At 64.0% G+C, this 19,916-nt stretch carries 19 protein-coding genes; 4 read left to right on the top strand and 15 right to left on the bottom strand.

From position 1 onward, the window contains the following. Positions 1–215: 215 nt before the first annotated feature. The 5 genes from NA637_RS04185 to NA637_RS04165 all read right to left on the bottom strand — a co-directional run bounded on the left by NA637_RS04185 (position 216) and on the right by NA637_RS04165 (position 4,915). Entirely contained in the window at positions 216–833 is a 618-nt protein-coding gene (locus tag NA637_RS04185) for a TPM domain-containing protein (protein ID WP_256071085.1), read from the bottom strand. 117 nt (positions 834–950) lie between these two features. Then, positions 951–1,709, bottom strand: a complete 759-nt coding sequence (locus NA637_RS04180) for a TPM domain-containing protein (RefSeq protein ID WP_256071084.1) — start codon at positions 1,707–1,709, stop codon at positions 951–953. Next, on the bottom strand, positions 1,706–2,329 hold the full coding sequence (locus tag NA637_RS04175) for a LemA family protein (protein ID WP_256071083.1): 624 nt from the start codon (positions 2,327–2,329) through the stop codon (positions 1,706–1,708). Before NA637_RS04175 ends, NA637_RS04180 begins: the two co-directional genes overlap by 4 nt. A 63-nt stretch (positions 2,330–2,392) precedes the next feature. Further along, positions 2,393–3,616 carry a CaiB/BaiF CoA transferase family protein gene (locus NA637_RS04170; protein WP_256071082.1) on the bottom strand — a complete coding sequence of 408 codons (1,224 nt, stop codon included), beginning with the start codon at positions 3,614–3,616 and terminating at the stop codon, positions 2,393–2,395. Between the two features lie 117 nt (positions 3,617–3,733). Continuing rightward, complete coding sequence (locus NA637_RS04165; RefSeq protein ID WP_256071081.1) at positions 3,734–4,915, bottom strand: acyl-CoA dehydrogenase; 1,182 nt, start codon at positions 4,913–4,915, stop codon at positions 3,734–3,736. 183 nt (positions 4,916–5,098) lie between these two features. Between NA637_RS04165 and NA637_RS04160 the strand changes: the two genes are divergently transcribed. Further along, complete coding sequence (locus NA637_RS04160; RefSeq protein ID WP_256071080.1) at positions 5,099–6,004, top strand: LysR family transcriptional regulator; 906 nt, start codon at positions 5,099–5,101, stop codon at positions 6,002–6,004. A 76-nt stretch (positions 6,005–6,080) separates the two neighbouring features. On the opposite strand, the gene NA637_RS04155 is transcribed toward NA637_RS04160, so the two are convergent. From NA637_RS04155 to glcD, 10 genes are all read right to left on the bottom strand, one after another. Beyond that, entirely contained in the window at positions 6,081–6,461 is a 381-nt protein-coding gene (locus NA637_RS04155) for a helicase (RefSeq protein ID WP_256071079.1), read from the bottom strand. A 135-nt stretch (positions 6,462–6,596) separates the two neighbouring features. Then, positions 6,597–6,869: an HU family DNA-binding protein gene (locus tag NA637_RS04150; protein ID WP_256071078.1), complete on the bottom strand. Its 273-nt coding sequence runs from the start codon at positions 6,867–6,869 to the stop codon at positions 6,597–6,599. A gap of 152 nt (positions 6,870–7,021) precedes the next feature. Next, on the bottom strand, positions 7,022–8,218 hold the full coding sequence (locus tag NA637_RS04145; RefSeq protein ID WP_256071077.1) for an NAD(P)/FAD-dependent oxidoreductase: 1,197 nt from the start codon (positions 8,216–8,218) through the stop codon (positions 7,022–7,024). A gap of 1 nt (position 8,219) precedes the next feature. Next, positions 8,220–8,387: a rubredoxin gene (locus NA637_RS04140; protein WP_021207210.1), complete on the bottom strand. Its 168-nt coding sequence runs from the start codon at positions 8,385–8,387 to the stop codon at positions 8,220–8,222. 161 nt (positions 8,388–8,548) lie between these two features. Next, complete coding sequence (locus NA637_RS04135; protein ID WP_256071076.1) at positions 8,549–10,258, bottom strand: L-lactate permease; 1,710 nt, start codon at positions 10,256–10,258, stop codon at positions 8,549–8,551. 305 nt (positions 10,259–10,563) lie between these two features. Beyond that, positions 10,564–12,744: a malate synthase G gene (locus tag NA637_RS04130; RefSeq protein WP_256071075.1), complete on the bottom strand. Its 2,181-nt coding sequence runs from the start codon at positions 12,742–12,744 to the stop codon at positions 10,564–10,566. 25 nt (positions 12,745–12,769) lie between these two features. After that, complete coding sequence (locus NA637_RS04125; RefSeq protein WP_256071074.1) at positions 12,770–13,174, bottom strand: heme-binding protein; 405 nt, start codon at positions 13,172–13,174, stop codon at positions 12,770–12,772. A gap of 295 nt (positions 13,175–13,469) precedes the next feature. Beyond that, entirely contained in the window at positions 13,470–14,687 is a 1,218-nt protein-coding gene (gene glcF / locus NA637_RS04120; protein WP_256071073.1) for a glycolate oxidase subunit GlcF, read from the bottom strand. Positions 14,688–14,695: 8 nt separating this feature from the next. Beyond that, complete coding sequence (gene glcE / locus NA637_RS04115; protein ID WP_256071072.1) at positions 14,696–15,754, bottom strand: glycolate oxidase subunit GlcE; 1,059 nt, start codon at positions 15,752–15,754, stop codon at positions 14,696–14,698. Next, entirely contained in the window at positions 15,754–17,253 is a 1,500-nt protein-coding gene (gene glcD / locus NA637_RS04110) for a glycolate oxidase subunit GlcD (RefSeq protein WP_256071071.1), read from the bottom strand. Before glcD ends, glcE begins: the two co-directional genes overlap by 1 nt. A gap of 234 nt (positions 17,254–17,487) precedes the next feature. On the opposite strand from glcD, the gene glcC reads away from it, so the two are divergent. From glcC to ubiA, 3 genes are all read left to right on the top strand, one after another. Beyond that, the gene (gene glcC, locus NA637_RS04105; RefSeq protein ID WP_256071070.1) at positions 17,488–18,258 is read left to right on the top strand and encodes a transcriptional regulator GlcC; all 771 of its coding nucleotides are present in this window, start codon (positions 17,488–17,490) and stop codon (positions 18,256–18,258) included. A 155-nt stretch (positions 18,259–18,413) separates the two neighbouring features. Further along, positions 18,414–18,959 carry a chorismate--pyruvate lyase family protein gene (locus NA637_RS04100; RefSeq protein ID WP_272888906.1) on the top strand — a complete coding sequence of 182 codons (546 nt, stop codon included), beginning with the start codon at positions 18,414–18,416 and terminating at the stop codon, positions 18,957–18,959. Positions 18,960–19,009: 50 nt separating this feature from the next. Next, positions 19,010–19,906 (top strand): 4-hydroxybenzoate octaprenyltransferase, encoded by an 897-nt coding sequence (gene ubiA, locus NA637_RS04095; RefSeq protein ID WP_256071069.1) that lies wholly within the window; start codon positions 19,010–19,012, stop codon positions 19,904–19,906. The last annotated feature ends 10 nt before the right edge of the window (positions 19,907–19,916 follow it).

Here is a 19,916-nt window from a genome sequence, read left to right as displayed (position 1 = left end):
CGCTGGACGCTGGACGTCAGGATGCCGGCGCTGCAGAGCCGGGCAACCAAGTGGTGTGCTGTCGGGCAGTGGCTGGAAGCCGGTGGCCTGGGTGAGCGTGATGCCGCGGTCAGCGGAAGCTGAGGTTCTCAGTCAAGCGCCGGCGTCGATCGGCGTGCCGACTATCGCTCTGCGCGGCGGCCGCTTGTGGTTCCAGCCCTCCAGCCTCCCGCGACTTAGTCCAGAACGACCAGATGATTCGGCAGTTCGTTGCGCTCATGGGTCGCCGGCACATGCTGCTTGAGCAGTGAGCCGCAGGTCTCGATGCAACGGAGGAAGCCGTCCAGCACCTGGCCGTTGCGCACGTCTTCGGTGAAGGCGTCGACGACCGACTGCCAGGCGCTGTCATCGATACGGCTGGAAATTCCCCGATCCACCAGAATTTCCACGTAGCGTTCGGCTTCGGAAACGAAGATCAGCATGCCGGTGCCCGCCGCGGTGTGGTGCAGGTTCAGTTCGATGAACTGCCGCCGCGCCAGGTTGCAGGCGCGCCAGTGCCGCACCGCGCGCGGGATCAGCCGGCTGGTCAGGCTCGGGATGCGGAACACCGCCGCCAGTACGATGAAGGTCAGCCACTGCACCAGCAGCAGTTGCCAGGCCGCCAGCCAGCCGCTGAAGAACAGCAGCGCACCCGGCAGCAGCAGCGCCAGCAGACTGGCCCAGAGCAGCGGGATGTAACGGTAGTCGTCCGCCTGGGCCGCCAGTACCGTCACCAGCTCGGCATCGGTGTCGCGTTCGATGCGATCAATCGCCTCGGCGACCTGTTGCAGTTCGCTTTCGGTCAGTAAGGTCATTGCGCGTCAGTCATTGATGAAAATTCTCGTTGTGCTGCGCTGATCGGTTCGAGGACCCGGTGGCTGGATGCCAGCCCGCCACGCGGCCCCGTCCGTGACTCGTTGGGGCTGGTCGGATCACCAGCCACCGGAAGCACCCCCGCCGCCGAAGCCGCCACCGCCGCCACCGAAACCACCGCCGCCGAAGCCGCCGCCACCACCGCCACGGCCCATACCGCCCAGCAACGCGCCGAGCAGCAGCGCGCGTCCGGCGCCACGACCGCCGCCGCGCCCACCACGTCCCCCGCCGATCACGAAGATCGCCACCAGCATCAGAAAGAACCCGAGAATGCCGAGCCCGCCAGGCTCCTGCGCACCCATGGGCATGGCCGGTTGGGTGCCGGCCGTTTGCAGCGGATCGCCACCCAGCACGCGAATGATCGCCGCGGTGCCCTCGGTGATGCCGCGAGCGAAGTCGTCCTGCTGGAACGCGGGGGTAATGATGCTGTTGATGATCACCGAGGACTGCGCGTCGGTCAGGCGCCCTTCGAGCCCATAGCCCACCTCGATACGAATCTTCCGATCATCCCGGGCGACGATCAGCAGCGCGCCGCTGTCTTCGTCCTTCTGCCCGATACCCCACTCACGGCCCAGCTGCAGGCCAATCTCCTCGATACTGCGACCCTGCAAATCGGGCAGCGTGACCACCACCACCTGCTCACCGGTGGCCTGCTCGTGGGCGGCAAGCATGCCGGTCAGTCTCGCCCTGGTCTGGGTATCGAGCAAGTCGGCCTGATCCACCACCCGGCCTGTCAATGCGGGCACTTCGAACGTCTGGGCCAGCAGGCTGCCAGCCCAGCACAGCAGTGCCAGAAACAGGGGCAGCGTTCGCGTCATTGAAACTGCACTTGTGGCGCTTGATCGGCGTTCTCGGCCGTCGCCTCGAAGTTCTCGCGGATCGGCATGTCGCTGTACATCAGGGTGTGCCAGATGCGGCCGGGAAACGTACGGATCTCGGTGTTGTAACGCTCGACGGCAGCGATGAAGTCGCGACGTGCGACAGCGATACGGTTCTCGGTGCCTTCGAGCTGCGACTGCAGCGCAAGGAAGTTCTGGTTGGATTTGAGATCCGGGTAGCGCTCGGACACCGCCATCAGCCGGCTCAGTGCGCCGGTCAGCTGACTTTGCGCCTGCTGAAACTGCTGCATCTTCTGCGGATCGTCGAGGTCGTCTGCGCTGATCTGAATCGAGGTTGCCTTGGCGCGCGCCTCGGTAACTGCGGTGAGCGTGTCCTGCTCCTGACGGGCGTAGCCCTTGACCGTCTCGACGAGATTGGGAATGAGATCAGCGCGGCGCTGATACTGATTCTCGACTTGGGACCAGGCTGACTTCACCTGCTCATCATATTGGGGAATGTTGTTGATGCCACAGCCGGCCAGCAGCCAGGACATGAACAGGACAACCGTCAGTTGCCAGGTGAATCGATAACGCTGCATCTGCATGATTCGCTCGTCCATCCAAAAATCCAGGGTACAGCATAAGGATAGCCGTGCGGCCCGAGAGTTCAGGTTGTCATGATGTCAGATCACCCCGGCACGCCGCAGCGTGTCGATCTGCTCGGGAGCGAAGCCCAGCAGGCATTGTAACAAGGCTTCGCTGTGTTCGCCGAGCAGCGGCGGGGCCCTGCGATATTCCACCGGCGACTCGGACAACCGAATCGGGCTGGCTACCTGGGGTACGGTACCGGCCAATGGATGCGGCATTTCGACACGCAATCCGCGCGCCTGTACCTGGGGATCGGCGAACACCTGGGTCAGGTCGTTGATCGGCCCACAGGGCACGCCAGCCTGCTCGAGTAAGGTGACCCATTCCGCCGTTGTGCGGAACACTGTGACCTGGCGGATCAGTGGCACCAGCTCCTTGCGATGCGCCACGCGTGCCTTGTTGCTGGCGTAGCGTGGATCCTCGGCCCATTCTGGGTGCCCGGCCACTTCGGCAAACTTGCGGAACTGGCCGTCGTTACCGATGGTGAGGATGATGTCGCCGTCGGCGGTTGGGAAATCCTGATACGGCACGATGTTGGGATGGGCATTGCCCATGCGCTTGGGCGCGACACCCGTGGTCAAGTAGTTCATCGCCTGGTTGGCCAGACAGGCCACCTGGACGTCCAGCAGCGCCAGTTCGACATGCTGGCCAATTCCGCTCTGCTCGCGATGGTTGAGCGCAGCGAGCACGCCAACCGTGGCGTACAGACCGGTGAGGATATCCGTCAGCGCCACGCCGACCTTGACCGGACCGGCGCCCTCTTCGTCCTCGGCGCGACCGGTCAGGCTCATCAGGCCGCCCAGGCCCTGGATCATGAAGTCATAGCCGGCACGCTGGGCATAGGGACCATCGCTGCCGAAACCGGTGATCGAGCAATAGATGAGCTTGGGGTTGATTGCTTTGAGGCTTTCGTAATCGAGTCCGTAGGCTGCCAACCCGCCTACCTTGAAGTTTTCCAGCAGCACATCGCACCGCGATACCAGCTCACGGATGATCCGCTGGCCCTCGGGCTGGGTGAAATCCAGGGTCAGAGACTGCTTGTTGCGGTTGGCCGACAGGTAATACGCCGCTTCCGAAGTATTCTCGCCCTCCTGATCTTTCAGGTAGGGCGGGCCCCAATGACGAGTGTCATCTCCGGTGCCAGGCCGCTCGACCTTGATCACCTCGGCGCCAAGATCACCAAGAATCTGCCCGCTCCACGGGCCAGCAAGCACACGCGACAGGTCGAGGACGCGGATATGGGACAACGCGGAGGGCATCGAGGCTCCTGGATTGGCTTAAACGGAAGGGTGAAAACCGAGGCTGGAGGCTGGACGAAGGATTTCACCCGCACCCTTTCGTCCAGCCTTCAGCCTATAGCCGCTCTTCTCGGCTCTTTAAAAGAACGCCTGAATGCCGGTCTGCGCGCGGCCGAGAATCAGCGCATGCACGTCATGGGTGCCTTCGTAGGTGTTGACCACCTCGAGGTTGACCAGATGCCGGGCCACGCCGAATTCGTCGCAGATGCCGTTGCCACCCAACATGTCGCGGGCCAGGCGTGCCACGTCAAGCGCCTTGCCACAGCTGTTACGCTTCATGATCGAGGTGATCTCCACCGCCGCGGTGCCCTCGTCCTTCATCCGGCCGAGGCGCAGGCAGCCTTGCAGCGCCAGGGTGATCTCGGTCTGCATGTCGGCCAGCTTCTTCTGGATCAGCTGATTGGCAGCCAGCGGGCGACCGAACTGCTGGCGGTCCAGGGTGTATTGACGGGCGGTGTGCCAGCAGAACTCGGCGGCGCCCAGCGCGCCCCAGCTGATGCCGTAACGGGCCGAATCCAGGCAGGTGAACGGACCGCGCAGGCCGCGCACATCGGGGAAAGCGTTCTCTTCCGGGCAGAACACGTTGTCCATGACGATCTCCCCGGTGATCGAGGCGCGCAGGCCGACCTTGCCGTGAATCGCCGGGGCGCTCAGGCCTTCCCAACCCTTCTCCAGTACGAAGCCGCGAATGGCGCCCTGGTCATCCTTGGCCCAGACCACGAAGACGTCGGCGATCGGGCTGTTGGTGATCCACATCTTGGCGCCGGACAGGCGATAGCCGCCGTCGACCTTCTTCGCCCGGGTGACCATCGAGCCCGGGTCGGAGCCATGGTTCGGCTCGGTCAGGCCGAAGCAGCCGATGTATTCGCCGCTGGCCAGTTTGGGCAGGTACTTCTGCCTGGTTTCTTCATTGCCGAACTCGTTGATCGGCACCATCACCAGCGACGACTGCACGCTCATCATCGAGCGGTAGCCAGAGTCGATGCGCTCGACTTCACGCGCGATCAGGCCGTAGCACACGTAGTTCAAGCCACTGCCACCGTAGGCTTCCGGGATGGTCGCGCCAAGCAGACCGGTAGCGCCCATCTCCCGGAAGATCGCCGCATCGGTGCGCTCGTGACGGAAGGCTTCGAGCACCCGCGGCGCCAGCCTGTCGGCGGCGAACTGCTGGGCGCTGTTGCGCACCATGCGCTCTTCGTCGGTGAGCTGCTGATCGAGCAGCAGCGGGTCGATCCAGTTGAAGCTTGCTTTGCCGGCCATGGGTGGTCCTCTTGTCGTAGACGGTGAACCGGACTCAGCGCCCGGTGCAGCATTCGATGCATTGATCCTAGAAGCTGTGACGCCAGCCGGCAAACAAGTAATTCGCAATGATCTGTGCGATTTTCTCACTCCAGGCTATGCTGACTGGGATGAATACCCGCTCATTAGTGAGGCAGCCGCATAATGCGCCGCAAGATTCCCAGCACCGCCGCGCTTGTCGCCTTCGAGGCGGCCGCGCGCCACCAAAGCTTTACCCGTGCTGCCGAGGAGCTGGCCCTGACCCAGAGCGCGATCTGCCGACAGATCGGCGGGCTGGAGGCATTCCTCGGGCTGGAGCTGTTCCGCCGTTCCCGCCGCGGCGTGAAACTGACCGAGGCCGGGCAGTCCTATGCACGGCGGGTCGCCACCCAGCTCGATGCGGTTGAGCGCGATACGCTGTCGGTGATGGGCCAACAGGGTGCGCAGACCATCGAGCTGGCGCTGGTGCCGACCTTCGGCACGCAATGGCTGCTGCCACGGCTGCGGCAGTTTCAGACGCTGCATCCGGAAATCACCGTCAACCTGACCAACCGCACCCGCCCCTTCCTGTTCGCCGATACCGAATTCGATGCGGCGATCTACTTCGGTGACGGCGACTGGTCCGGTACGGTCGCCCATCCGCTGATGCCGGAGCATTCGTTACCCGTCTGCAGTCCGGCGTTGCTGGGTGAAACCGGCCAGCTGAGTGCCCAGGCCCTTGCTGAAATGCCCTTGCTGCAGCAGACGACTCGCCCCTATGCCTGGCGCCAGTGGTTCGATTCGCTGGGCATGAAGGTCGCCCGGGATATGACTGGCCCCCGCCTGGAGCTGTTCTCGATGCTCGCCCAGGCCGCCGAGCACCAGATGGGCGTGGCGCTGATTCCGCCGTTCCTGATCCAGCGCGAACTGGCCGCGGGGCATCTTGTAATTGCCCATCCACACTCGTTCCGGCGTGAGGATCAGGCCTACCACCTGATGATCCCGGATCGACGCGTGGAGTCCGCGGCCTTGAATGCCTTTCGCGACTGGCTGCTCGACGAAGCCCGAGCATGGCTGGCGGCGCAGCAATAGCCGCTACCGACCGGCAGAGGCGCTGCACCGATCAACTCAACCTAAAGGCTCTCGCCGGGCCGGCAAAGCCGGCGAATCACGCCGCCTCAGGCTTTCGAGGCTTGAGGTACTTCGTCAGGCCCTGAAACCACATCACCAGCGCCGGGTTGCCCTGGATCTGGATGTCCTTGTTCTGGATGCCTTGCATGAAGGCGAGCTGCTTGTTCTTCGCATTCATGGTGGCAAAGCCGTAGGCGCTGTCCTTGAAGCCGATGGCAAACGCCGGATCGGTGACGGGGCCGCCGTGGCTGGTGACGCGCTGATCCTTGACCCGGTAATGCCGAGCCGCCTTGCCGTCGAGCGTGTGCAGCTGGAAGGTCAGGTCTTTGTCGCCGAGTTGCGTCTGGAAATCAGGGTTGTTGCGACTGGCCTTGGTCATCAGGCGACCCAGCATCCAGAGAAGAAAGCGAAATTTCATGATTGGCCGACCGTTGGCAGGAAAGCGCCATTGTAGCGGCTGGTCTGAGTGGCGAAAGCAGGAGAACAGAAAGGTCTGGAGTGGACGGTTCAGTCAGGCTGATCCGGAGCCTGGACGGCCCCGGGCGACGCGCTTTTAATTGATCGCGTCTTTCAGCATCTTTCCCGGCTTGAAAGCCACGGTGTTGCTGGCCTTGATGGTGACGGGTTCGCCCGTTTGCGGATTCTTGCCCGTACGGGCCCCACGGTGACGCTGTACGAAGGTGCCGAAACCCACCAGGGTCACGCTGTCCTTACGGTTGAGTGCGCTGGTGATTTCATCCAGTACGGCGTTGAGTACACGATTGGCCTGATCCTTGGTGAGATTGGCCTTGTCGGCGATAGCGGCTGCGAGTTCCGGTTTGCGCATAGGTAGCCTCTAGGACTTTCTTGTTGTTGTGATCCGCTGCTCTCCGAACAGCGTCCGAAGCGCTGCAACAGCTCTACACTGCGGCAGCGCCCTATGGAGCATGGCACGCTGCTAGCACGCGCGCCAGTCCTCGCCAGCGCTTTGCCGAATCATTACGATGACTTTAACGACAGAACCTGCGGCAGTTCCGCCAACACCGGCGGCAATTGCTTGTTCAGCGCCAGGCGCTCTTGCACGGCCGTTCCGGTGAGTGCGTAGCCGAGCAGCTTGCCGTCAGGTCCATGGAAGGTTGCCTTGAGGTTGTTGCCCTCGCCTTCAACGGTCCAGCTGCCGTGGCTACCGGCAGCGGGAGGGGACACCACCAGGGGGCACACCGGTGTTTTCACAGTGATAGGCATCGGCCCGTAGGTGACTGGCGTCGGTTGACCAACGAGCGTTCTGGCCAGCGCCCGGACGCCGCTCATCAACGGCATCACATAGAGCAGGTTGAGCCCGTCGACCTCAGCACAATCGCCCAATGCATACACATGCCCGGTCGAGGTCTGCAGCAGGCGGTCCACTTCGATGCCGCGATTGACCTTCAAGCCTGCCGCCTCGGCCAGCTCGATACGTGGACGCAATCCCACCGCGCCGACCACCAGATCGCACTCCAGCCGCTGGCCGTCTGACAGCTGCGCCTGCAGGGCGTCACCGTTACGTTCCAGCCGTTCGAGCACCGGCCCCAGGTGAAACCGCGCACCCAGAGACTCAAGCCCTCGGCGGACCGCGGCCGCGGGTTCGGGTGGTAGCAGTGACGGCATGAGTTGCTCGCACGGCGCGACCAGATCGACCTCGTAGCCGCCTTGCAGCAGGTCATTGGCGAACTCGCAGCCGATCAACCCGGCCCCGAGGATCAACACGCGCCGCTTACCCTGTGCGGCCTCGCGGAAGCGCCCGTAATCGAGCAGGTCGTTGATCGGGAAGATGGCGTCCTGCGCATCGCCGTCGACCGATACCCGAATGGTCTGCGCGCCCCAGGCGAGCACCAGATCGCGGTAGGGCACGGGCTCGTTGCCGATCCAGACGCGACGGTTGGCCGGATCGAGACGCGTCACTCGGGTATGGGTGCGAATCTCGGCGTTGAGCTGAATGGCCATCAGGCCGGCCATCGTCATGCTCAGGGCATCGGCATCCTTGTTCGTGGCGAAGCCGGTCGAGAGCATGGGCTTGGAATAGGAGCGGCCATCGTCAGCAGTGATCAGCAACAGCGGCGTTTCCCGGTCCAGCTTGCGGAATTCCCGGGCGAGGTTGTAGCCCGCCAGGCCGGTGCCAATGATGACCAAGGGTGCGGTTGTGTTCGAGTCGTTCATATCAGCCGATCGCGATCATTTCGAAGTCCATCTTGCCGACGCCACAGTCGGGGCACAGCCAGTCCTCGGGCACGTCTTCCCAGGCGGTGCCTGGCGCGATGCCGTCGTCCGGCCAGCCCTCGGCTTCGTCATAGATGAACCCACACACCACGCATTGCCACTTTTTCATTATTCACCTCGATCAGACTCGGTTGCGCTGCACGCTATACCAGAACGCCACGGACCGCCAAATGCCAGCGCTCCGGTGTGCATCCGCACGCACAGAGCGGCTTGCACCAAATCGAAACGGGCGGCCTGAGCCGCCCGTCCGGGTCCATCTTGCAGCTGCCTTTAACTGGCGGTCGCGATCCCCACCAGCGGATCGCTGATATCCATCACATAGAAGCCGATCAGACCGATGGTGCCAGCCAGTACGAGGTAGTACAGGGTCGGCAGCATGGTCTTGCGCAGCGTGATGCCCTCGCGACCCAGCAGACCGACCGTGGCCGAGGCCGCCACCACGTTGTGAATGGCAATCATGTTACCGGCTGCGGCGCCCACTGATTGCAGCGCTACCATCAACGCGCCGGAGATACCCAACAGCCCAGCGGTGTTGTACTGGAACTGCGACAGCATCAGGTTCGACACGGTGTTGGAGCCGGCAATGAAAGCACCCAGTGCGCCAACCGCTGGCGAGAAGAAGGGGTAGACCCCGCCCACGCTGTTGGCCACCAGTTGTGCCATGGCCACCGGCATGGAGACCAGATCCGAACCGTTGACGCCGGAGTTGATCAGGATCCGCACCATCGGAATGGTGAAGATCAGCACGAAGCCGGCGCCCAGCAGCGTCTTGCTCGACTCGGAAATCGCGGCGCCCAGTTGGGCGGCCTTCATCCGGTGCAGGAAGAAGGTCACCAGTACCACCATGCAGAGAATCCCGCCTGGCAGATACAACGGCTCCAGGGTGCCGGACACGCCGGTTTCACCGAGGATGTCCTTCCAACCGAAGCTGACCGACATCAGTGCCGCCTTGAGCTGCGGGAACACCCGCGACATCACCAGGAAGATCGCCAGCAGCAGATAGGGCGCCCAGGCCATCGGCACGGAGATCGGCGTGCGTCCGGCGACGTCTTCGATCTTCATCTCGATCTTGCCCATCCACTCCACCGGCCACTCGCTGGCGGGGGCGAAATCCCAGCTGTCCTTGGGCAGCAGGAACCCCGCCTTGGCCGCCGGTACGACGATGGCCAGACCGACCAGGGCGCCGATCATCGACGGGAATTCCGGACCGAGGAATACGCCCGCCGCGGCGTACGGAATGACGAACGCAAGACCGGTGAAGATCGCAAACGGCGCCATCGACAAGCCTTCGCGCAAGGAGCGGTTACGGCCAAAGAAGCGCGTCATGATGCAGATCATGATCAGCGGCATGAGGATGCCGCACAGCGCATGGATGATTGCCACGCGGGAGAAGATCAGATGGAAGAACACCTCCCAGCTGCTCCCCACGGTTGCCAGCTGACCGCCGAGCGTGGCCTGGTCGAGGCCACCCGCGACGCCCACCAGAATTGGCGTACCCACCGCACCGAAGGACACCGGTGTGGACTGCACCATCATCCCCAGCACCACCGCCGTCAGTGCCGGGAAGCCCAGCGCGACCAGCAACGGTGCAGCCACCGCTGCCGGCGTACCGAAGCCCGAGGCGCCTTCGATGAAGCAGCCGAACAGCCAGGCCACGATCAGCACCTGAACACGCTTGTCCGGACTCACGTTGGCGAAGCCGCGACGAATCGAGGCGATGCCCCCGGAGTGCTTAAGCGTGTTCAGTAGAAGGATGGCGCCGAAGATGATCCAGAGGATCGCGGCGGTGAGAATCAGGCCTTGCAGCGTGGAAGCCAGGACCCGGTTGAAGGTCATGTCCCAGGCCAGCAGGCCGATCAACGCAGTGAGCACGAAAACCAGCGGCATTGCGTACTTGGCCGGCCAGCGAAAGCCGATCAGCAGTACCCCCGCCAGCACCAGCGGCACGAAGGCCAGTATGGACAGCAGTGTCTGACTCATTGTTGGGTTCCTTGTTTTTTGTTGTGAACCACTTCTATCCGGGAAAGCCCGGTCCCACGCATGGTTGATAGGGTAACCACATCAACCCGAAAAAGCTGACTAACCAGTCACATTAGCCGGCCCCTCTTGCTCGAAAGCCCCGAACGCTTGAAAGCGTTCGGGGCTTGTCTAATTGCAACTTTCAGATTCCGCCTCAGTCGTATCGGTCCGCCTCTGGCTTGTCGGTCGAACAAATTCGACCCTACATATTCCGTCGTAGGGGGCGAATTTGTTCGCCAGCTTCGGCATGGCCGGCACCAATCCGTTCAACCGGCCTGCTCCTTGAAGCGCTGACGCCAGGCGTGCAGCAACGGTTCGGTGTATCCGCTGGGCTGCTCACGGCCCTTGAACACCAGATCGCACGCCGCCTGGAAGGCAATCGACTGAGCATAGTCGTCAGCCATCGGGCGGTAGAGCGGATCGCCGGCATTTTGCTGGTCGACCACCTTGGCCATGCGCTCGAGGGTTTCCTGCACCTGTTCGCGGGTCACCACGCCATGGTGCAGCCAGTTGGCCAGGTGCTGGCTGGAGATACGCAGGGTGGCGCGGTCCTCCATCAGGCCGACGTTGTGGATGTCCGGCACCTTGGAGCAACCGACACCCTGTTCGACCCAGCGCACCACGTAACCGAGGATGCCCTGGCAGTTGTTGTCCAGCTCCTGCTGCTTCTCCTCGGCGCTCCACTTGTCCTCGGCGACCACCGGGATGGTCAGCAGGTCGTTGAGCAACTGCTCGCGCTCGGCGGCCAGGTCGACTTTCTCCAGCTCGCTCTGCACCGCCTGCACGTCCACCTGGTGGTAGTGCAGCGCATGCAGGGTGGCACCGGTCGGCGACGGCACCCAGGCGGTGTTGGCGCCGGCCTTGGGGTGAGCGATCTTCTGCTCGAGCATCGCCGCCATCAGGTCCGGCATGGCCCACATGCCCTTGCCGATCTGCGCCTTGCCACGCAGCCCGCAGTTCAGACCGACCAGCACGTTGTTGCGCTCGTAGGCCTGGATCCACGGGGTGCTCTTCATGTCGCCTTTACGCAGCACGGCGCCGGCTTCCATGATGCTGTGCATCTCGTCACCGGTGCGGTCGAGGAAGCCGGTATTGATGAAGGCGACGCGATTCTTCGCCGCGCCGATACAGGCCTTGAGGTTGACGCTGGTGCGGCGCTCCTCGTCCATGATGCCGACCTTCAGGGTGTGGCGCGGCAGGCCGATCAGGTCTTCGACGCGACCGAACAGCTCGTCGGTGAAGGCCACTTCGGCCGGGCCATGCATCTTCGGCTTGACGATGTACATCGAGCCGGTGCGCGAGTTGCCCTTGCGCTGCTGGTCATGTTTGGCGACCAGGCTGGTGATCACGCCATCCATGATGCCCTCGGGAATCTCGTGGCCTTCGCCGTCGATGATCGCCGGATTGGTCATCAGGTGGCCGACGTTGCGGATGAACAGCAGCGAGCGGCCGTGCAGCTTCAGGTTGGAGCCATCAGCGGCGGTGTATTCACGGTCGGCGTTCAGACGGCGGGTGATGCGCTTGCCGCCCTTCTCCAGGTCTTCGACCAGATCGCCCTTCATCAGGCCCAGCCAGTTGCGGTAGACCAGCACCTTGTCGTCGGCATCGACCGCGGCGGTGGAATCCTCGCAGTCCATGATGGTGGTGACGGCGGCTTCGAGCAGCAGGTCCTTGACGCCGGCGGCGTCGGTCTGGCCGATCGGGCTGTTCGGATCGATCTGGATCTCGACGTGCAGGCCGTTGTTCTTCAGCAGAATCGCAGTCGGCTCGACGGCTTCGCCCTGGAAGCCCACGAACTTCTCGGGTTGCTTCAGCCCGGTGACACTGCCATTTTCCAGGGTGACCTTGAGCCCGCCATCCTGCACACGGTAGCTGACTGCATCGGCGTGGCTGCCTGCGGCCAGCGGCGCGGCCTGATCGAGGAAGTTGCGTGCAAAGGCGATGACCTTGGCGCCGCGCACTTCGTTGTAGCCCGGGCCTTTCTGCGCGCCGTTCTCCTCGCTGATGGCGTCGGTGCCGTAGAGCGCGTCATACAGCGAGCCCCAGCGGGCATTGGCAGCGTTCAGCGCGTAGCGGGCATTGCCGATCGGCACCACCAGCTGCGGGCCGGCCTGGGTGGCGATTTCGCTGTCGACGTTGCGGGGGCTGATCTTCACCTCGCCCGGTTCGGGCTGCAGGTAGCCGATGGACTCGAGGAAGCTGCGGTAAGCCGGCATCTCGGTGATCGGGCCGGGATGGCTGCGGTGCCAGTTGTCCAGCTTGACTTGCAGGCGCTCACGCTCGGCCAGCAGGGCGCGGTTCTTCGGCGCCAGGTCATGAACCAGCTCATCGAAGCCTTTCCAGAAGGCGGCTGCCTCGACGCCGGTGCCGGGCAGGACTTCATCTTCGATAAAGCGTTGCAGGTTGGCCGCCACTTGCAAACGGCCCAGGGTTACGCGTTCGGTCATGTTGTTCTCCTTTGTCTGGCCTGAATCAGTTGGCGAGGGCAGCGACGCCAGCTTTGGCGACCTGTGCATCCTGGGTAGCGGTCACGCCGGAAACGCCCACCGAGCCGATCACCTGCCCTTCGACGATCACCGGCACGCCGCCTTCCAGCGAGCAGACCACCGGCGCGGACAAAAAGGCGTTGCGGCCGCCGTTGACCATGTCCTCGTAGCCCTTGGTTTCGCGACGACCGACCGCCGCGCTGCGGGCCTTCTCGGTGGCGATGTAGGAGGCGATCGGCGCGCAGCCGTCCAGACGCTCGAGCGCCAGCGGGTGGCCGCCATCGTCAGCGACCACGATGGTCACGGCCCAGCCGTTGTTCTGCGCTTCGCTGCGCGCCGCGTTGATGATGGCGGTCACTTCGGTCTGGGTCAGTACGGCTTTGGTTTTCATGTTTTCTCCTGTCTTGGTATTTGGTTGTTCGCTATGTCGGGTGGGCCGTTGCCGCTCCGACCCGGCTCATCAAAACAATTCGTCATGCAACTGGCTGGTGGGCTAAAGCCCACCCTACGCCGGGGCGCTTTTTCAGCTCCTGCCCGGGCCTGTTCACGCCTCGCTGCATCCGCCTATTAGGCGATTCCGTAAAAACCTGTAGGGTGGGCTTTAGCCCACCAATGGCTCAGGCCAGCTGAGATGGTGATCTAACGCAGAGCGCCACCCAGCCCATCCTAACGGTCAATAAGCGCGTTTATTGCATCGCCTCCTCGACGATCTCGATCCAGTGCCGCACCGGTGTCCGCCCGACGCCGTCGAGGTGCGTCTGGCAACCGATGTTGGCGGTGACGATGACATCCGGCTTGCCGCTTTCCAGTGCGTTGAGCTTGTTGTCGCGCAGCTGCTTGGACAGCAGCGGCTGGGTGATCGAATAACTGCCCGCCGAACCACAGCACAGATGCGCATCCGGTACCGCGGTGAGCTGGAAGCCGAGCCGGGTGAGCACGCCTTCGACCGCGCCGCCGAGTTTCTGTGCGTGCTGCAGGGTGCAAGGGCAATGAAAGGCCATGCGCTTGTCGGTCTCGACCTTCAGCCGTTCCAGCTCGGCGCTGCGCATCACCTCCACCAGATCCTTGGCCAGCTCGCTGACCCGCGCGGCCTTGGTCGCGTACGCCGGATCACCTCGCAGCAGATGACCATAGTCCTTGATGAAGGCTCCGCAACCACTGGCGGTCTGCACGATGGCTTCGGCGCCAGCTTCGATGGCGGGCCACCAGGCATCGATGTTGCGGCGCGCGCGGTCGAGGCCGGCTTGCTGGGCGTTCAGGTGATAGTCCACCGCACCGCAGCAGCCGGCTTCACGGGCGGTCGTCACGCTGATGCCAAGGCGATCAAGCACGCGTGCCGTGGCGGCGTTGGTGTTCGGCGACAGGCTCGGCTGCACGCAGCCTTCGAGGATCAGCACGCGGCGTGGGTGCAACACCTGGGGCCGCGGCTTGGCCGGGGTGACCTGGCGTGGCATGTGCGCCTTGAGCGTCGCCGGCATCAACGGGCGCAGCGCATTGCCGGTACCCAGCAGCGCCTTGAACAGCCCTGGACGCGGGATGACGGTACGCAAGCCGGTGCGCAGCAGCCGTTCCCCCGCCGAGCGCTGGACCTGCTGCTCCATGAAGTCGCGGCCGATGTCCAGCAGGTTGTGATACTGCACGCCCGATGGGCAGGTGGTTTCGCAGTTGCGGCAGGTCAGGCAGCGGTCCAGATGGGTCTGGGTGGCCTCGGTGACTTCGCCGCCTTCGAACATCTGCTTCATTAGGTAGATGCGCCCACGCGGGCCGTCCAGCTCGTCGCCGAGCAGCTGGTAGGTCGGGCAGGTGGCATTGCAGAAGCCGCAATGCACGCAGGAGCGGAGGATGCTTTCGGCCTCCTTTGCCCGTGGCAGCTTTTTCGCCGCTTCGCTCAGATTCGTTTGCATAGTTAGGTCTAGACCTCGGAATACATGCGGCCGGGATTGAAAATCCCCTGCGGGTCGAGCGCCGTCTTGAGCTGGCGGTGGTAGCGCAGCAAGGGCTCGGCCAGCGGCTGGAACGGGCTGGCGGCGGCGCCGGCGGTGAAACAGGTGGCATGACCGCCCACCTCGCTGACGATGGCGCGGATGGTTTGCGCATCGGCATCGGATTTGAGCCAGCGCTGGGCGCCGGCCCAGTCGATCAGCTGCTCGCCGGGGAGCGCCAGCACCGGGGTATCGGTAGGCAGCGACAGACGCCACAGCGGACGGGCATCAGCGAAGAAGCCCAGGCGCTGTTCGCGCAGTTCATTCCAGTAGCCGACGTCCAGCGTCTCGCCACCGATACGGTCGCAAGCGGCATTGACCGACCCTTCGCCACCTTCGAGGCGCAGATGCAGCGCCTGGCCGTCATGGCTCGCCGCCGTGATCGGCACCGGCTGCTGGCCCCACTCGGCGAGCTTGAGCAACGCACGCTCGACCGGCATTTCGACCCGCAGGCTGCGGCACAGACGCGGCTTGGGCAGCACTTTCAGCGAGACTTCGGTGAGCAGGCCAAGGCAACCGAAACTGCCGGCCATCAGCCGTGACAGGTCGTAACCGGCGACGTTCTTCATCACTTCGCCGCCGAAGCGCAGGTGCTTGCCGTGGCCGGTGATCACCCGCGAACCGAGCACGAAGTCTCGCACCGAGCCGCTCCAGGGCCGGCGCGGACCGGACAGGCCAGCGGCGATCATCCCACCAACGGTGGCGCCTTCGCCCAGATGCGGCGGTTCGCACGGCAGCATCTGGTTGGCCTCGTCGAGCGCGGCTTCCAGCTCCGCCAACGGGGTGCCGGCGCGAACGCTGACCACCAGCTCGGTCGGGTCATAGGTGACGATGCCGCGATGGGCGCAGGTGTCGAGCAGCGTGCCCTGCACCTCGCGGCCGAGAAACGCCTTGCTGCCGCCGCCCTGAATGCGCAGCGGGGTGTTGCTGGCCAACGCCTGGTTGACCTGGTCGAGCAGCTGCTGGCTGTCGTCGAAGGAAACCGTCATCAGAAGCGCTCCAGTTCAGGGAAGGGCAACTGCCCGCCATGGACGTGCATGCCGCCGAATTCGGCGCAGCGATGCAGCGTCGGGATGTTCTTGCCAGGGTTGAGCAGGCCGCTGGGATCGAACGCCGCCTTCACGGCATGGAACAGGGCCAGCTCGTCGGCGTTGAACTGGGCGCACATCTGGTTGATCTTCTCGCGACCGACACCGTGTTCGCCGGTAATCGAGCCACCAACCTTGACGCAGAGTTCCAGAATCTTGCCGCCCAGCGCTTCGGCACGCTCCAGCTCGCCTTCGGTGTTGGCATCGAAGAGGATCAGCGGGTGCATGTTGCCGTCGCCGGCGTGGAATACGTTGGCCACGCGCAGACCGTACTCTCCGGACAGGTCGGAAATGCCCTTGAGCACGCCCGGCAGCTCGCGGCGCGGGATGGTGCCGTCCATGCAGTAGTAATCCGGCGAAATCCGCCCGACCGCCGGGAAGGCATTCTTGCGCCCGGCCCAGAACTTGACCCGCTCGGCTTCGTCCCTGGCCAGCCGCACTTCGGTGGCGCCGGCCAGCTTGAGCACCTCGCCCACGCGGGCGCAGTCATCGTGTACATCAGCCTCGACGCCATCGAGCTCACAGAGCAGGATCGCCTCGGCATCCACCGGGTAACCGGCGTGGATAAAGTCTTCAGCGGCGCGGATCGACAGGCTGTCCATCATTTCCAGCCCGCCGGGAATGATGCCGGCGGCAATGATGTCGCCCACCGCTCGGCCGGCCTTTTCCACCGAGTCGAACGCCGCCAGCAGCACCTTGGCGACCTGCGGCTTGGGCAGCAGCTTGACCGTCACCTCGGTGATGATGCCGAGCATGCCTTCGGAACCGGTAAACAGCGCCAGCAGGTCGAAGCCGGGTGAGTCCAGCGCGTCGGAGCCCAGCACCATGCGCTCGCCCTCGACGGTGAGGATCTCGACCTTGAGCAGGTTATGCACCGTCAGGCCGTATTTCAGGCAGTGCACACCACCGGCATTCTCGGCGACGTTGCCGCCGATGGAGCAGGCGATCTGGGACGAGGGATCCGGGGCGTAATAAAGATCATAGGGCGCCGCCGCTTGGGAAATCGCCAGGTTGCGCACGCCGGGCTGGACGCGAGCGAAGCGACCGGCCGGGTCGACTTCGAGAATCTTGTTGAAGCGCGCCATCACCAGCAGGATGCCCTGCTCCAACGGCAGCGCACCGCCCGACAGCCCGGTTCCGGCGCCGCGTGCAACCACCGGCACGCCACGCTGGTGAGCGATCTTCAGCAGGGTTTCGACCTGTTCGATGCGCTCGGGCAGCACCACCAGCATCGGCGTAGTGCGGTAGGCGGACAGGCCGTCACACTCGTAGGGCTTGAGGTCTTCGCCGCGGTGGAGAATGTCCATGTCGGGCAATTGCGCCTTGAGCTCGGCAAGCAATGCCGCTTTGTCGACCTTGGGCAGCTCACCGTCGACGCGTTCGTCGTAAAGGATATTCATGGCAGTCGGTGCTCTTCTTTGCGTTCACCGCACACGGCCAGCTGCGGTGGTTTGACGCATCATTAGGCGTCGTCCCTCTGCCGTCCACCGCAAAAACCACTGGTCCTACCAGTTTCTTTCACGAAGCTGTCGATCGATATGACACGAACGTACAAGTAGCGGGGCCTTGCAGCCAATCAGCCTCAGCTGCGGTAGACTTCGGCCAAACTGGTCCTACCAGTGACGGAGTCCTATATGCTGCTTGAAAATTCCGGGCAACGTCGTCAGCTCGCGGACGTGGTGGCTGAGCGTATCGAGCGCCTGATCGTCGATGGCGTGCTCAAGGTCGGCCAGACACTGCCGTCCGAGCGCCGCCTGTGCGAGAAGCTCGGTATTTCGCGCTCGGCGCTGCGCGAGGGGCTACGGGTGCTTCGCGGGCGCGGCATCATCGAGACCGCTCAGGGGCGCGGTTCACACGTGGCCAAGCTGTCCGGCGAACAGGATGCCAGCCCGCTGATGCATCTGTTCAACTCGCAGCCGCGCACGCTTTACGACCTGCTCGAAGTCCGCGCCCTGCTGGAGGGCGAATCGGCCCGGCTGGCGGCGCTGCGCGGCACCGACGCCGATTTCGTCCTGCTGCGCCGGCGCTACGAAGAAATGCTCGCCGCGCACACCACCGAGGTGGCCGACCCGCGCGAACATGCGCGCCTCGACCACGCCTTCCATCTCGCTGTCAGCGAGGCCTCGCACAACCCCGTACTAGTCCACACCCTGCAGTCGTTGACCGACCTGATGCTCTCCACCGTGTTCGCCTCGGTGAACAACCTCTATCACCGGCCGCTGCAGAAACGGCAGATCGACCGGCAGCACTCGCGACTGTTTCATGCGATCACCGAGCGCCTGCCAGATCAGGCCCAACGCGCCGCCCGGGATCACATCCACAGCATTCGCGACAATCTCAAGGAGATCGAGCAGGAGGAGCAACGCCTGGTGCGCGCGACCATGCGCCTGGAAGGCTGGACGTAAAAAGCAGCGCCAAGCGACAAGCCGCAAGCGAGCCCCTGCCAGCTTTGGCTTGAAGCCTGAAGCTTGAAGCTTGAAGCTTGAAGCTTGCAGTTTGCAGCTTGCAGCTGCTCTTCTACCCGCATGCTAGACTGGCCGCTTCTTTTCGCTGCCCCTAAATGCTCGTGCCCGACTCTCAAGATTGGCTGCCCGCCGACCGCCTCCCCACCCCGCTCGCCCCGGACCTGCACAACTGGCTGTACGTCGATAATGGCTCGCTCACACGGCGCCTCACCGCACTGGCCACTGGCGCGTTCAGCGTGACGCCGCTGACCGAGGGCTGGCAACTGCTGCGCGAGGATGAATGCGCCGCGCTAGGCGTGACCAAAGGGAGCGAGGGCTGGGTTCGCGAAGTCTATCTACGTGGCCACCATGAGCCCTGGGTATTCGCCCGCAGTGTCGCCGCGCGTCGTGCGCTGGAAGAGTCCGGGCTGGATCTGCCACACCTGGGCAACCGCTCGCTGGGCGAACTGCTGTTCAGCGACCCGGCCTTCGCACGCGGCCCGCTGCAGGCCCGCCATTATCCCGGCGCTTGGCTGCCGCAGGACGTTCGACAGCCTCGGCTCTGGGCACGCCGCTCCTGCTTCAGCCAGGGCAACTTGCGCGTGCTGGTGGCCGAAGTGTTTCTGCCAGCACTGTGGCAGGCCGCACGGATCACCACCTGAACGCGGCACAGGCTGCCCGTAACCGCCGCTCACCGACCGGAGACCCGCCGATGTATCAGAAGCTTCTGCAATCGAGCAATCGCCTCCACCCGCGCGCCTGGGACTTTATCAAGCTGATGCGTCTGGATCGCCCGATCGGCGCCTATCTGCTGCTCTGGCCGACGCTCTGGGCGTTGTGGATTGCCGGCGAGGGCTCACCGAGTGTCAAGAATGTTGTCATCTTCGTCCTCGGCGTCATCCTCATGCGCGCCGCCGGCTGCGTGATCAACGATTTCGCCGACCGCAACCTGGACGGGCACGTCAGCCGTACCAAGGGCCGTCCGCTGGCGACGGGCAGGGTCACCTCGAAGGAGGCCTGGATCCTCTTTGCCGTCCTCGTGTCACTCAGCTTGGTCCTGGTCCTGTTCACCAACGCAGCGACCGTTTGGCTGTCCTTCGGCGCCCTTGGCGTCGCTGCGCTCTACCCTTTCATGAAGCGCTACACCTATTACCCGCAGGTCGTGCTCGGGGCAGCCTTTTCCTGGGGCATGCCGATGGCCTTCACCGCCGAGCGAGGCGAGTTACCCCCCGAAGCCTGGCTGCTGTTCATCGCCAACGTGGTCTGGACCGTGGGCTATGACACCTACTACGCCATGGCCGACCGCGATGACGACCTGAAGATTGGCATCAAATCCACCGCCATTCTCTTCGGCGAAGCTGACCGGGTCATCATCGCCACGCTGCAGGGCCTCGCCCTGTTCTGCCTGGTTCTCGCTGGCCTGCGCTTCGAACTCGGGCAATGGTTTCATCTCGGGCTGACCATCGCCGCGGCCTGCTTTGCCTGGGAGTTCTGGACAACCCGCTCGCGCAAGCCACAGGTATGCTTCCAGGCCTTCCTGCACAATCACTGGGCGGGACTGGCGATTCTGCTGGGCATCGTGCTCGATTATGCGATGAAGACGAGCTAGAGGCTGGAGG

Origin of the sequence: Stutzerimonas stutzeri (assembly GCF_024448935.1) — a bacterium.
GTDB lineage: Bacteria > Pseudomonadota > Gammaproteobacteria > Pseudomonadales > Pseudomonadaceae > Stutzerimonas > Stutzerimonas stutzeri_AO.
The sequence above is the reverse complement of the archived record's forward strand: the minus strand, read 5'-3'. Positions and strand labels throughout refer to the sequence as shown.

What these genes read in the sequence shown, in the direction of transcription:
- glcE (WP_256071072.1), bottom strand. Translation starts at nt 15,754, where the DNA reads ATGACGGTTTCCTTCGACGACAGCCAGCAGCTGCTCGACCAGGTCAAC.
- NA637_RS04145 (WP_256071077.1), bottom strand. Translation starts at nt 8,218, where the DNA reads ATGAACGACTCGAACACAACCGCACCCTTGGTCATCATTGGCACCGGC.
- NA637_RS04150 (WP_256071078.1), bottom strand. Translation starts at nt 6,869, where the DNA reads ATGCGCAAACCGGAACTCGCAGCCGCTATCGCCGACAAGGCCAATCTC.
- ubiA (WP_256071069.1), top strand. Translation starts at nt 19,010, where the DNA reads ATGTATCAGAAGCTTCTGCAATCGAGCAATCGCCTCCACCCGCGCGCC.
- NA637_RS04155 (WP_256071079.1), bottom strand. Translation starts at nt 6,461, where the DNA reads ATGAAATTTCGCTTTCTTCTCTGGATGCTGGGTCGCCTGATGACCAAG.
- glcF (WP_256071073.1), bottom strand. Translation starts at nt 14,687, where the DNA reads ATGCAAACGAATCTGAGCGAAGCGGCGAAAAAGCTGCCACGGGCAAAG.
- glcD (WP_256071071.1), bottom strand. Translation starts at nt 17,253, where the DNA reads ATGAATATCCTTTACGACGAACGCGTCGACGGTGAGCTGCCCAAGGTC.
- NA637_RS04185 (WP_256071085.1), bottom strand. Translation starts at nt 833, where the DNA reads ATGACCTTACTGACCGAAAGCGAACTGCAACAGGTCGCCGAGGCGATT.
- NA637_RS04125 (WP_256071074.1), bottom strand. Translation starts at nt 13,174, where the DNA reads ATGAAAACCAAAGCCGTACTGACCCAGACCGAAGTGACCGCCATCATC.
- NA637_RS04130 (WP_256071075.1), bottom strand. Translation starts at nt 12,744, where the DNA reads ATGACCGAACGCGTAACCCTGGGCCGTTTGCAAGTGGCGGCCAACCTG.
- glcC (WP_256071070.1), top strand. Translation starts at nt 17,488, where the DNA reads ATGCTGCTTGAAAATTCCGGGCAACGTCGTCAGCTCGCGGACGTGGTG.
- NA637_RS04140 (WP_021207210.1), bottom strand. Translation starts at nt 8,387, where the DNA reads ATGAAAAAGTGGCAATGCGTGGTGTGTGGGTTCATCTATGACGAAGCC.
- NA637_RS04180 (WP_256071084.1), bottom strand. Translation starts at nt 1,709, where the DNA reads ATGACGCGAACGCTGCCCCTGTTTCTGGCACTGCTGTGCTGGGCTGGC.
- NA637_RS04100 (WP_272888906.1), top strand. Translation starts at nt 18,414, where the DNA reads ATGCTCGTGCCCGACTCTCAAGATTGGCTGCCCGCCGACCGCCTCCCC.
- NA637_RS04135 (WP_256071076.1), bottom strand. Translation starts at nt 10,258, where the DNA reads ATGAGTCAGACACTGCTGTCCATACTGGCCTTCGTGCCGCTGGTGCTG.
- NA637_RS04170 (WP_256071082.1), bottom strand. Translation starts at nt 3,616, where the DNA reads ATGCCCTCCGCGTTGTCCCATATCCGCGTCCTCGACCTGTCGCGTGTG.
- NA637_RS04160 (WP_256071080.1), top strand. Translation starts at nt 5,099, where the DNA reads ATGCGCCGCAAGATTCCCAGCACCGCCGCGCTTGTCGCCTTCGAGGCG.
- NA637_RS04165 (WP_256071081.1), bottom strand. Translation starts at nt 4,915, where the DNA reads ATGGCCGGCAAAGCAAGCTTCAACTGGATCGACCCGCTGCTGCTCGAT.
- NA637_RS04175 (WP_256071083.1), bottom strand. Translation starts at nt 2,329, where the DNA reads ATGGACGAGCGAATCATGCAGATGCAGCGTTATCGATTCACCTGGCAA.